The organism is Pseudomonas sp. PvP027, from assembly GCF_017833005.1.
GTDB lineage: Bacteria > Pseudomonadota > Gammaproteobacteria > Pseudomonadales > Pseudomonadaceae > Aquipseudomonas > Aquipseudomonas congelans.
The window spans coordinates 3,017,829-3,030,159 of record NZ_JAFIBK010000001.1 but is presented as its reverse complement, the minus strand read 5'-3'; the positions used below and the strand labels follow the sequence as shown (position 1 = coordinate 3,030,159).

The 12,331-nt window shown below is 59.6% G+C and carries 11 protein-coding genes; 4 read left to right on the top strand and 7 right to left on the bottom strand.

The features are described 5' to 3' along the window. The first annotated feature begins 3 nt into the window (after positions 1 to 3). Entirely contained in the window at positions 4 to 1,302 is a 1,299-nt protein-coding gene (gene argA, locus JOE33_RS12740) for an amino-acid N-acetyltransferase (RefSeq protein WP_003367421.1), read from the top strand. Between the two features lie 126 nt (positions 1,303 to 1,428). Here argA and gshA read toward each other — a convergent pair whose 3' ends face one another. The 3 genes from gshA to JOE33_RS12725 all read right to left on the bottom strand — a co-directional run bounded on the left by gshA (position 1,429) and on the right by JOE33_RS12725 (position 5,967). Further along, positions 1,429 to 3,021, bottom strand: a complete 1,593-nt coding sequence (gshA, locus tag JOE33_RS12735; protein ID WP_209924078.1) for a glutamate--cysteine ligase — start codon at positions 3,019 to 3,021, stop codon at positions 1,429 to 1,431. A 236-nt stretch (positions 3,022 to 3,257) separates the two neighbouring features. Further along, on the bottom strand, positions 3,258 to 3,647 hold the full coding sequence (locus tag JOE33_RS12730; RefSeq protein WP_010437205.1) for a PaaI family thioesterase: 390 nt from the start codon (positions 3,645 to 3,647) through the stop codon (positions 3,258 to 3,260). Between the two features lies 1 nt (position 3,648). Continuing rightward, positions 3,649 to 5,967 (bottom strand): Tex family protein, encoded by a 2,319-nt coding sequence (locus tag JOE33_RS12725; RefSeq protein ID WP_010437207.1) that lies wholly within the window; start codon positions 5,965 to 5,967, stop codon positions 3,649 to 3,651. Positions 5,968 to 6,266: 299 nt separating this feature from the next. Between JOE33_RS12725 and ompR the strand changes: the two genes are divergently transcribed. Further along, positions 6,267 to 7,007 (top strand): two-component system response regulator OmpR, encoded by a 741-nt coding sequence (ompR, locus tag JOE33_RS12720; RefSeq protein WP_003318889.1) that lies wholly within the window; start codon positions 6,267 to 6,269, stop codon positions 7,005 to 7,007. A gap of 163 nt (positions 7,008 to 7,170) precedes the next feature. Then, positions 7,171 to 8,481: an ATP-binding protein gene (locus JOE33_RS12715; RefSeq protein ID WP_187624982.1), complete on the top strand. Its 1,311-nt coding sequence runs from the start codon at positions 7,171 to 7,173 to the stop codon at positions 8,479 to 8,481. A 254-nt stretch (positions 8,482 to 8,735) separates the two neighbouring features. On the opposite strand, the gene JOE33_RS12710 is transcribed toward JOE33_RS12715, so the two are convergent. The 4 genes from JOE33_RS12710 to JOE33_RS12695 form a co-directional block, all read right to left on the bottom strand. Beyond that, a complete protein-coding gene (locus tag JOE33_RS12710) occupies positions 8,736 to 9,203 on the bottom strand; it encodes an inhibitor of vertebrate lysozyme family protein (RefSeq protein ID WP_010437217.1) in 468 nt (155 codons plus the stop codon). A 2-nt stretch (positions 9,204 to 9,205) separates the two neighbouring features. Then, positions 9,206 to 9,370 carry a DUF1328 domain-containing protein gene (locus JOE33_RS12705; RefSeq protein WP_002555679.1) on the bottom strand — a complete coding sequence of 55 codons (165 nt, stop codon included), beginning with the start codon at positions 9,368 to 9,370 and terminating at the stop codon, positions 9,206 to 9,208. 54 nt (positions 9,371 to 9,424) lie between these two features. Beyond that, positions 9,425 to 9,712, bottom strand: a complete 288-nt coding sequence (locus JOE33_RS12700; RefSeq protein WP_032614113.1) for a hypothetical protein — start codon at positions 9,710 to 9,712, stop codon at positions 9,425 to 9,427. Between the two features lie 229 nt (positions 9,713 to 9,941). Next, positions 9,942 to 10,781 (bottom strand): BON domain-containing protein, encoded by an 840-nt coding sequence (locus tag JOE33_RS12695; RefSeq protein WP_122529263.1) that lies wholly within the window; start codon positions 10,779 to 10,781, stop codon positions 9,942 to 9,944. A gap of 197 nt (positions 10,782 to 10,978) precedes the next feature. On the opposite strand from JOE33_RS12695, the gene algB reads away from it, so the two are divergent. Further along, positions 10,979 to 12,325 carry a sigma-54-dependent response regulator transcription factor AlgB gene (algB, locus tag JOE33_RS12690; RefSeq protein WP_003318895.1) on the top strand — a complete coding sequence of 449 codons (1,347 nt, stop codon included), beginning with the start codon at positions 10,979 to 10,981 and terminating at the stop codon, positions 12,323 to 12,325. Positions 12,326 to 12,331: the final 6 nt, after the last annotated feature.

Here is a 12,331-nt window from a genome sequence, read left to right as displayed (position 1 = left end):
GTCATGCCCGAATACGTCAACTGGCTTCGCCACGCGTCTCCGTACATTAATGCTCACCGCGATTGCACCTTCGTCGTCATGCTGCCCGGCGACGGCGTTGCGCACCCCAATTTCGGCAATATCGTCCACGACCTGGTGCTGCTGCACAGCCTGGGCGTGCGTCTGGTGCTGGTTCACGGTTCCCGCCCGCAGATTGAAAGCCGTCTGGCCCAGCGCGGCATCACCCCGCGTTTCCATCGCGACATGCGTATCACCGATACCGAAACGCTGGAGTGCGTGATCGATGCCGTGGGTCAGCTGCGCATTTCGATCGAGGCGCGTCTGTCGATGGACATGGCCGCCTCGCCCATGCAGGGCTCGCGGTTGCGAGTGACCAGCGGCAACGTGGTGACCGCACGGCCTATCGGCGTGCTTGAGGGTGTGGACTATCAGCACACCGGCGAAGTGCGCCGGGTCGACCGCAAGGGCATCAATCGCCTGCTGGACGAACGTCATATCGTGCTGTTGTCACCCCTGGGTTATTCACCGACCGGGGAGATTTTCAACCTGGCCTGTGAAGACGTCGCCACCCGCGCGGCCATCGATCTGGCCGCCGACAAACTGCTGCTGTTCGGTGCCGAAACCGGCTTGCTGGACGAGCAGGGCCGTTTGGTGCGCGAGCTGCGTCCGCAACAGGTTCCCGCGCACCTGCAGCGACTGGGCGCCAACTATCAGGCGGAACTGCTGGACGCTGCGGCCGAGGCCTGCCGTGGCGGCGTGGCGCGCAGCCATATCGTCAGCTATGCCGAGAACGGCGCGTTGCTGACCGAGCTGTTTACCCGTGACGGTGGCGGCACTCTGGTCGCACAGGAGCAGTTCGAGCTGGTGCGCGAAGCGGCCATCGAGGATGTCGGCGGTTTGATGGACCTGATCACGCCGCTGGAAGAGCAGGGCATTCTGGTGCGTCGTTCCCGTGAAGTACTGGAACGCGAGATCACGCAGTTCAGCGTGGTCGAGCGTGAAGGGCTGATCATCGCCTGTGCCGCACTGTATCCGATTGCCGATTCGGAGTCGGGCGAGCTGGCGTGTCTGGCCGTCAATCCGGAATACCGGCACGGCGGCCGTGGCGACGAGTTGCTGGAGCGCATTGAAAACCGCGCCCGGGCTCTGGGTATCAAAACCCTGTTCGTCCTCACCACCCGCACTGCGCACTGGTTCCGCGAACGCGGTTTTGAACCCAGCAGCGTCGACCGCCTGCCAAGCGCCCGCGCCTCGCTGTACAACTACCAGCGTAATTCGAAGATCTTCGAAAAGGCGATATAAGCTCGGGAGCGGACGCAGAGCGTCCAGAACTGCGAGCGTGGGCACGATAGGTGTTCTTGCGGACGCCTATCGTTCCTCACGCTCCGCGTGGGAATGCCGTTCGTGACGCTCTGCGTCACCTGAGCATCAGTTGCTGATCGACAGAATGCTCGCCTGATACGAACCCACGAACGTGTCGAAATCCACCACTTCCTCGGTCGCTTCCAGCTCTGCCTGGTCTTCGATCGAGGTTTTGGCCTGAGCTTCGAAGTCTGCCTGTTCCTGAGCGCTCAGCGGGTGAGTACGGAAGTATTCGGCGTGGACCTGGCTCTGGCGCAGGGAGAACGCGGTAAAGCCTTCGTTATGCGCTTCCATGCTGGCCAGCACTTGTGCAGACGGTGTGAGCGCTGAATCATCGATCCTGGCCTGTTGCACGGCAATCGACCTGAGGTGCTCATCGGTGCCCTGAGCCTGGTCGAGCAAGCGGGCAATCGGCGTGATCTTCTCCACCAGCTCGGTGGCCCAGGTCTTGAGATCGACAGGGCGGTTGTCACGCATCAGGCTCAGGCCCGGGCGACGCCCTTCCTTGACCACTGACAGGAAGTTCGAACTTGCGTTGGAGCACTCGTGGCTGGCCAGTTGCCGGCTTTCCTCGAGGGCGCAATACAGCACGAACGCATCGATGAAACGCGACTGCTCCAGGCTGATGCCGGTAGGCAGAAACGGGTTGATGTCCAGGCAGCGCACTTCGACGTACTGCACGCCACGGGCCACCAGCGCCTGAATAGGGCGTTCGCCGCTATAGGTCACACGCTTGGGGCGAATATTGGAGTAGTACTCGTTCTCGATCTGCAGCACGTTGGTGTTGAGCTGCACCCACTCGCCGTTCTGGTCATGAGTGCCGACATCGACGTAAGGCTTGTAAGGCGTGGCCACGGCCTTGCGCAGGCTGTCGGTGTAGCTGACCAGATCGTTGTAGCAAGGGGTCAGGTCGGCCTGGGCGTCACTCTGATAACCCAGGTCGCTCATGCGCAGACTGGTGGCGTACGGCAGATACAGGGTATCGGCGTCGAAGTGTTGCTCGAGCTGATGCTTGCGGCCGCGCAGGAAACCCGCGTCGAGTGCCGGTGAAGCACCGAACAGGTACATCAGCAGCCAGCTGTAGCGGCGGAAATTACGAATCAGCGCGATGTATGAATGCGACTGGTAGTCCCGCGCATCGCCCGCAAAGTCTTCGGTCTGCTTGAGCAGCGCCCAGGCGTCTTCCGGCAACGAGAAGTTGTAGTGAATGCCGGCAATGCACTGCATGGTCTTGCCATAACGCAGCGCCAGGCCCTTGCGGTACACGTACTTGAGCTTGCCGATGTTCGACGTGCCGTAATAGGCAATCGGTATGTGCTCCTCGTCCGGCAACGGGCACGGCATCGACGGGCTCCACAGCAGCTCGTCGCCCAGCTTGCTGTAAACGAAGCGGTGGATCCGGTCCAGGTTGTCGATGGTCTCGGCCGGATTCTTCAAGGCTGGTGTGATGAACTCCAGCAGCGATTCGGAATAATCGGTCGTCACCTGACCATTGGTCAGGGCGGCACCCAGAGCTTGCGGGTGTGGCGTCCGGGCCAGTTCTGCCGTTGCGGTAACGCGCAGGCACTCACGCTCGATACCGTGCAGGCACTGCTCCAGCAGAGAGAGGTTGTTACGCTCGCCGAGCAATGCAAGACGACGGTTTAAAAGTTCGCTCAAGGTGTAATCCTTCACGCATCGGTCGCCCCGATATGGGGGTGGACTTGACGGTCTACAAGGGTGAAGAAAGGAACTGGCGTAGTCGCCTGGTTGGTCGGTAGCGCCTGTTCACAATCACTGCTCTTTGTCGTACTACCCAAATGGACTCGGCACCACGCTAATGGTGCCGAAATTAACCCAAATGATGTAGGTACGGCTAGGTTCAGTTCGCAGGGATGCTTTTCATCAGCCCTCGATCAAGCCTGGATCACCGCAAATGTGCCTTGCGCTTTCGCCACAAGCTTGTCGCCCTGAACGACTTCGGCCTCGACCACCAGCGTGCGGCGACCTGCGTGCAGCACCTTGGCGATGCACAGGACTTCGCCCTCGGAGACGCCACGCACGTAGTTGATCTTGCACTCGATGGTCACGCTGCGCTGGTCGAAGCCGTGAACGCTGGAACAGGCCAGGCCCATGGCGATATCGACCAGGCTGAAGATTGCACCGCCGTGCATCACGTTGCCGCGATTGCGCAGGTGCGCCTCCAGCGGCAACGCAACTTCGGCAACACCCTCGTCCAGACGCCGCAGCTCGCAGCCGAGCATCTTGAAGTAGGCGCTATGGGTCAGATCTTCAGGAATATCCATCTCAGCGCTTCTTCAGTTGCTTGGCATTGGCGAACAGCGACGCCATCGCATTGTTGGCGGGCGCTGGTGCAGTGGTTTCCTTGCGCGGGGCACTGTTCTGGCGAGGCGAAGAACCTGGACGGGCACCGCGTGCACCATCGATTTTCTCGCCGGGCGTGTCGCTCATGCGCATCGACAGGCCGACGCGTTTGCGCGGGATATCGACCTCCATGACCTTCACTTTCACCACATCACCGGCCTTGACCGCTTCACGCGGGTCCTTGATGAACTTCTCGGACAACGCCGAGATGTGTACCAGACCGTCCTGATGCACGCCGATATCGACGAATGCACCGAAGTTGGTGACGTTGGTGACCACGCCTTCGAGGATCATCCCCAGTTGCAGGTCCTTGAGGTCTTCGACGCCGTCCTGGAACTCTGCAGTCTTGAACTCCGGACGCGGATCGCGACCCGGTTTTTCGAGTTCCTGAAGGATGTCGGTCACGGTCGGCAGACCAAAGGTCTCGTCGGTGAATTTCTTCGGGTCCAGACGCTTGAGAAAACTGGCGTCGCCGATCAGCGAGCGAATATCGCGGTCGGTTTCAGCCGCAATGCGCTGCACCAGCGGGTAGGCTTCCGGGTGGACGGCGGAAGCGTCCAGCGGGTTGTCACCGGTCATGACGCGCAGGAAGCCGGCGGCCTGCTCAAAAGTCTTTTCGCCCAGGCGGCTGACTTTCTTCAGCGCCGCGCGGGTCTTGAACGCGCCGTTTTCATCGCGATGCGCAACGATGTTCTGCGCCAGCGTGGTGTTGAGGCCGGAAATGCGTGCCAGCAGCGCCACGGAGGCGGTGTTAACGTCCACGCCCACCGCGTTCACGCAGTCTTCCACCACCGCATCCAGGCCGCGTGCCAGCTTGAGCTGCGAAACGTCGTGCTGGTACTGGCCGACGCCGATGGATTTCGGGTCGATTTTCACCAGTTCGGCGAGTGGGTCCTGCAAGCGACGGGCAATGGACACCGCTCCACGGATCGACACGTCGAGGTCCGGGAATTCTTTGGCGGCCAGTTCCGATGCCGAGTACACCGAGGCGCCTGCTTCGGAGACCATGACCTTGGTCATTTTCAGGCCCGGGTATTTTTTGATCAGATCGGCAGCCAGCTTGTCGGTTTCGCGGCTGGCGGTGCCGTTGCCAATGGCGATCAGGTCGACCGAATGCTTGGCGCACAGTGCGGCCAGTACGGCGATGGTCTGGTCCCACTGGTTTTTCGGTACGTGCGGGTAGACGGTGGCGTAGTCGAGCAGCTTGCCGGTGGCGTCGACCACGGCGACCTTGCAGCCGGTGCGCAGGCCAGGATCGAGCCCCAGCGTGGCGCGCTGACCGGCCGGTGCGGCGAGCAACAGGTCGTGCAGGTTGTGGGCGAACACATTGATCGCTTCGGTTTCCGCGCCGTCACGCAGCTCACCCAGCAGATCGGTTTCAAGGTGGCTGTACAGCTTGACCTTCCAGGTCCAGCGCACCACTTCGGCCAGCCATTTGTCGGCCGGGCGGTTCTGGTTCTGGATGCCGAAACGCTCACCGATCATCAGTTCGCACGGGTGCATGGCGCCCGGCAATTCTTCACCGACTTTCAGTGCTGAGCTCAGGAAGCCTTCGTTGCGACCGCGGAAAATCGCCAGCGCACGGTGTGACGGCATGCTCTTGAGCGGTTCGTCGTGTTCGAAATAGTCGCGGAACTTGGCGCCTTCCTCTTCCTTGCCCGGCACCACGCGTGCACTGATTACCGCTTCCTGCTTGAGGAAGCCGCGCAGCTTGTCCAGCAGCGAGGCATCTTCGGCAAAGCGTTCCATCAGAATGTACTTGGCGCCTTCCAGCGCCGCCTTTACGTCAGCGACGCCTTTTTCCGCGTCGACGAAGCGGGCTGCTTCTGTTTCAGGTGCCAGGCCCGGGTCGTTGAACAGGCCGTCGGCCAGTTCGCCCAACCCGGCTTCAAGGGCGATCTGGCCCTTGGTGCGGCGTTTCTGCTTATAAGGAAGGTACAAGTCTTCGAGGCGGGTCTTGGTGTCGGCCAGCTTGATGTCGCGCGCCAGCTCCGGGGTCAGCTTGCCTTGCTCTTCGATACTGGCAAGAATGCTGACGCGCCTGTCGTCCAGCTCACGCAGATAACGCAGGCGCTCTTCCAGATGGCGCAGTTGCGTGTCATCAAGACTGCCGGTCACTTCCTTGCGGTAGCGGGAAATGAAGGGCACGGTCGAGCCTTCATCCAGTAGTGCTACGGCCGCGGCGACCTGTTGTGGGCGTACGCCGAGTTCTTCGGCGATGCGGCTGTTGATGCTGTCCATAAAACCACCTGGAGTTGTGAGCAAAAAACTGGGCTATGTACGAATTGCCTTGCCTGGGTATCGTGCGCCAGCATTTATTTTCAGGGCTGGCGAACCGCCATAAGTCCGGTGTTGCCTGACTTCGAGGGCGGCGCATTATACCCAGCGAAGCCGGATTAGGGGATCGGCCGACAAATGTGGTGTTTTTTCGGCGAAAAAGCAGCCACAAGTGTCGCCTCCGGTAAAATCTGCTAACAATGCACAAGGTGCGCATCACCGCAGCTACGCCATAATGCGCCCCGAGATCAGAGGAGCATCCGATGAGCAGCACCGCACAAAATGCCGAAGGCGAAAAAATCCTTATTGTCGATGACGATCCGGGGCTGAGCAGTCTCCTGGAGCGTTTTTTCACCAGCAAGGGCTATCGTGCCCGCGCCGTGGCAAATGTGGAACAAATGGACCGGCTGCTGGCCCGTGAGGTTTTCAACCTTGTGGTGCTGGACCTGATGCTGCCCGGCGAAGACGGCCTTTCAGCCTGTCGCCGTCTGCGTGCCGCGAACAATCAGGTGCCGATTATCATGCTGACCGCCAAGGGCGATGAGCTGAGCCGCATCAAGGGGCTAGAACTGGGTGCTGATGATTATCTGGCCAAGCCGTTCAATCCGGACGAGTTGATGGCGCGCGTCAAGGCTGTGTTGCGTCGTCAGGCGGCACCGGTGCCCGGAGCCCCCGGCAGCGAAGACGAGTCGGTCAGTTTCGGTGACTACGTGCTGTCTCTGGCAACTCGCGAGCTCAAGCGCGGTGAAGAAGTGCACATGCTTACCACCGGGGAATTCGCGGTACTGAAAGCGCTGGTCATGCACGCTCGCGAGCCGCTGACCCGCGACAAACTGATGAACCTGGCGCGTGGCCGGGAGTGGGATGCGCTGGAACGATCCATCGACGTACAGATTTCCCGTCTGCGTCGCCTGATCGAGCCTGATCCTTCCAAGCCCCGTTATATTCAGACGGTCTGGGGCGTGGGCTATGTATTCGTTCCGGATGGTGCCGGAAGTCGCTGATAACCCGGTTGTCGACCCAGACATCCGTCATTTCTGCCAGTTACGTCGATAATCTTTTACAGGTTTGTCGACGTACTGGTTTTTTGCGTTCGTCCATCGGGTCCGGCCCGCGTTCGGCAAACCTGCGAGCCTCGCTCGCCCTGCAAAGTGTATGGCTGCAGTTATGAAGACTCCGCTCTGGTTCCCGCAAAGCTTTTTCTCCCGCACGCTCTGGCTGGTGCTCATCGTCGTGCTGTTTTCCAAGGCCCTGACGCTGGTTTATCTGCTGATGAACGAGGACGTGCTGGTCGACAGGCAATACAGCCATGGTGTTGCTCTGACACTTCGCGCGTACTGGGCAGCCGGTGAAAACGACCGCGAGGCCATTGCCGAGGCGGCGGGGCTGATTCGGGTAGTGGGCGGTGGTGTGCCGGAAGGGGAGCAGCACTGGCCTTACAGCGAGATCTATCAGCGGCAGATGCAGGCCGAGCTGGGGGGCGATACGGAAGTGCGTCTGCGCGTACATGCGCCCCCTGCGCTGTGGGTGCGAGCGCCGAGCCTGGGCGACGGCTGGCTGAAAGTGCCGCTTTATCCGCACCCGTTGCGCGGTCAGAAAATCTGGAACGTGCTGGGCTGGTTCCTGGCCATCGGATTGCTCTCCACGGCATCAGCCTGGATTTTCGTGCGCCAATTGAATCAACCGCTCAAGCGTCTGGTCTTTGCGGCGCGTCAGCTGGGGCAGGGGCGCAGCGTGCGGCTGCCGGTCAGTGACACGCCGAGCGAGATGACCGAGGTCTACCGGGCCTTCAATCAGATGGCCGAAGACGTCGAGCAGGCCGGGCAGGAGCGCGAGCTGATGCTGGCCGGGGTTTCCCACGACCTGCGCACACCGCTGACGCGCCTGCGCCTGTCTCTCGAACTGATGAACGACAACGAGTTCTCCGAAGGCATGGTGCGCGATATCGAGGACATGGACGCCATTCTCGATCAATTCCTCGCGTTCATTCGCGATGGGCGTGACGAAGAGATCGAAGAGGTCGATCTGGGGCACCTGGTGCGCGATGTGGTTGCCCCCTTCAATGACGATGAAGACAGTATCCGTCTGTGCCTGGAGCCCATTCCTCCCTTCCCGCTACGCCGCGTCTCGATGAAGCGGCTGCTGACCAACCTGATTGGCAATGCCAAGCACCATGCCGGCAATGGTATCGAAGTCGCCGCCTATGTATCGGGTGACCGAAATGCGCCCTACGTGGTGTTGAGTGTGCTGGACAGAGGGGCGGGCATCGATCCTTCCGAGCTGGACACCATCTTCAACCCGTTCATTCGCGGTGATCGCGCACGCAGTGGCAAGGGCACCGGCCTCGGCCTGGCCATCGTCAAGCGTATCGCGGCCATGCACGGCGGCAACGTCGAGTTGAGGAATCGTTCGGGAGGTGGTCTTGAAGCACGAGTAAGGTTGCCGCTGGGGCTGATGCTACCGAGGGATGCAATTTAAGACGAGGGCGAAGCAGAAAGGAAACATAAAGCGCCGTGCAGGATCATGGGAAGCGTTCTGAAGGTTGACGCATCCTCGTGGACTTGCACGGCGGCTTGCCTGACCCGGCCCTTGGCGGAGGTACTCCCTGTACCCCTAGGTCACGCCGATCCAATTGATCAACGCGTCCCGGCCCCCTGGTCATGCGCGTACCTTCCTCAGGCCGCGCAAAGCCGAAAGGTGTCGACTTCTGGAGTCGACGCCTTTCTTCTGGATCAATACCAGTTCGGGTCTTTGCGCAACTCTTCATTCAAGAGCTTTTGCATACCCTCGTCAGGCTTACCCAGGTAGCGGTAAGTCGCGTGACGAGTTGGCGACTTGTCTGCAGGAAGACCTGCAGGCACTTCAACCAACATGGCGTAAGCATCTTCCTTGTCGAGGCTGAAAGCCACGATCAGGCGCTTGCTTTTGCACGTATCGGCCGTTTCGCAAAGCGGTCCAACCAAATAGTTGTCACCGTCTTCAGTGGCCGCTGTCATCTGCTGCTCGGAAGCACCGGACAGGTTTAACACCCATTCCGGCAACCGCTCTTCCTTCTTGACGACCTTCGCCCAAGTTGTGCGGTACTCGGGAGCAGAACTCAAAAGCTCATTAACCCGAGACTGTCCATCATTGGCTGCCATGACCATGGCACTGCCGCCCATCAACAGGGCGGCGGCCAGTGTGCGAAATGACGTGTGCATTATCAGCCTCGACCGCGACGACCGAAGAAGAACGACACAACGAACATCACCAGGAAGACGACGAACAGGATCTTGGCGATACCAGTAGCCGTGCCCGCGATACCACCGAAGCCCAGTACTGCAGCGACGATTGCGATGATCAGAAACGTGATTGCCCAACTCAACATGGTGATACTCCTTTTGATGCCGTTTTAATAAGGGGTGCTGCTTTTAAGGTCGGGTCAGAAAACCCATTTTTGCTGCGGAGCCACTTCATCTACAGATACCAGGCCGTCGACGTTGCGGAGGCTTGAAGACATGTCCTTGACTGCCGGGGCGCTGACGCCGCGATAGGAGATGCTGCTGGTCTGGATGAATTGCTGTCTCGGTTGAGTTGCCTCGTTGGCTTGATTCCAACGCTGGAACTGCTGAATGGCGATCAGAGTGACGAGCAAGGCAAGGAGCAAAAAAAGACCTTGCTGAACGTGCAGGGGAGAAATACGCAATTGTGCAAAACGCTGGCTGTTCATTTGCAAAATCCCCTGGCCTGAGTGGGCATTCAATCTGATGGGTCGTTGTGGGTCGACCTTTGTTGAATGGGTTATTGCAGACTGCATGCCAGTTTTTTGTTAGATATAAACCCCTTAATAATCAATAAGTTAGTAAGTTAGGTGTGAGCGTGCTGCCAGCAAGCTGCACGATTACCCCTTTGTAATCGTGCGTTCTGCACGAAGCGCTCAACGCTCTTGCTCTGAACCCTCAGCCTGCGCTGCGCGCCATGACCTTAAGCGCGTCGCCGTTGACCCCTTTGACGCCACGAATATTTCGCGCTATTTCCACCGCCAGCTCTTTCTCGGCGAAGTTGGCCACCACGCCGTTCAGGCTGACAACACCGGCCTTGGTGTCTACTTTGATATTCAGCCCATCCAGTGTCCGGCTATAGATGAGGCTCGCCTTGACCTTGCTGGTGATCCAGGCGTCACTCATTTCCTCGGTCGGGGTCAGCGACTGTGGCTGGGTCTTGGCCGCAATCGAGTCGGCCGCGCTCAGGCTGATCAGGTTGTTGACGCTGACCACGCCATCGGTGTTGCTGGCCAGGCTACCCGCCAGCTCCTTCGCTTCGGGGCTTTGTGCTCGGCCCTTGAGGGTGATTACGCCGTCCTTGCTGTCGACATCGATGGTCAGCGCTTCGGTTACGCTGCTCCATAGCAGTTTGGATTTCACCGTCGCGACCAGCGTCGCATCTTCGAACCGCTGAGCCATGTTGGTCCGTGTGCCAGGCTCACTGGCGACAGCAGGATCTACCTCCAGCTGGTTGTCGACCTTTTCGATGCCTTTGGTATCCAGCGCGATGCGCTCAGCCAGCTCGCGGTCCACCTCGTTTTCAACCTTGCCCTTGAGCGTCGCAGTGCCTTGTTCGACACCCACATCGATCTTGAACGGGCTCAGATGCTTGTTCAGCGCGAAAGCTGTCCAGATCGAGCCTTCCTGACGCGCCTCGTTGAGCTGAGTGGGCAGGTCAGACTGGGCGAGTACCGGGCCGCTGCCCAGTAGCGCAGCGGTGGCGGTGATCAGAGCAATCTTTTTAAGTGAAAACATATGAGCGTTCCTTTTGCGGTGAGATTTCGTCTCCGAATAGACGGTTTTAACGGCATAAACGCGGATTAATCAGGCTGTTCGCCATTAGCTGATCAGAAAGCTACCATGCATGCCGAAGAATCAATCAGAATTGACCATGCAACTTGCCCGATGATTCCGAGACTAACTGAGACAATTCATTAAGGAGCGTAGGAAAAATGGAAGCAGCCACTGAGAATCAGGGCCGTATTCTGCTTGTGGACGACGAGTCCGCCATCCTCCGCACTTTCCGGTACTGTCTGGAAGACGAAGGCTACAGTGTCGCCACTGCCAACAGCGCAGCCCAGGCTGACACGCTCATGCAGCGTCAAGTATTCGATCTGTGCTTTCTCGATTTGCGTCTGGGCGAAGACAACGGCCTGGACGTGCTGGCGCAGATGCGGATTCAGGCGCCGTGGATGCGTGTGGTGATCGTGACTGCCCATTCGGCGGTGGATACGGCTGTCGATGCCATTCAGGCTGGCGCAGCCGACTATCTGGTCAAGCCGTGCAGTCCTGACCAGTTACGTCTTGCGACGGCCAAGCAGCTTGAAGTTCGACAACTGTCTGCACGTCTCGAAGCACTGGAAGGCGAGGTTCGCAAGCCCAAGGACGGCCTGGACTCCCACAGCCCTTCGATGATGGCCATTCTGGAAACCGCCCGCCAGGTTGCCGTAACCGACGCCAACATCCTGATTCTGGGTGAGTCGGGTACCGGTAAGGGTGAGCTGGCCAGGGCGATTCATGGCTGGAGCAAGCGGGCCAAGAAGTCCTGCGTCACGATCAACTGCCCGTCGCTGACGGCAGAACTGATGGAAAGCGAACTGTTCGGCCACAGCCGCGGCGCCTTTACCGGTGCCAGCGAAAGTACGCTGGGCCGAGTCAATCAGGCCGACGGCGGTACCCTATTTCTCGACGAGATTGGCGACTTTCCACTGACGTTGCAGCCCAAGTTGCTGCGCTTCATTCAGGACAAGGAGTACGAGCGGGTCGGTGACCCGGTGACCCGGCGTGCCGACGTGCGCATCCTGGCGGCGACCAACCTCAACCTTGAAGACATGGTGCGCAGCGGACGTTTCCGTGAGGATCTGCTGTACCGCCTGAACGTGATCACCCTGAATCTGCCGGCCTTGCGTGAGCGCAGCGAAGACATTCTGACCCTCGCAGACCGCTTTCTGGCGCGTTTCGTCAAGGAGTACGCCCGTCCGGCCCGAGGCTTCAGCGAAGAGGCCCGTGCTGCGCTGCTCAATTACCGCTGGCCGGGCAACATTCGCGAGCTGCGCAACGTGATCGAGCGTGCCAGCATCATCTGTCCGCAGGAGCGCGTGGAGGTCAGTCATCTGGGCATGGCTGAACAACCGACCAACAACGCACCGCGGGTGGGAGCGGCCTTGAGTCTGGACGAGCTTGAAAAGGCACACATCGGGGCCGTACTGGCAACCAGTGAGACCCTTGATCAGGCCGCCAAGACCCTGGGTATCGATGCTTCGACGCTTTACCGCAAACGAAAACAGTACAACCTATGAAATACC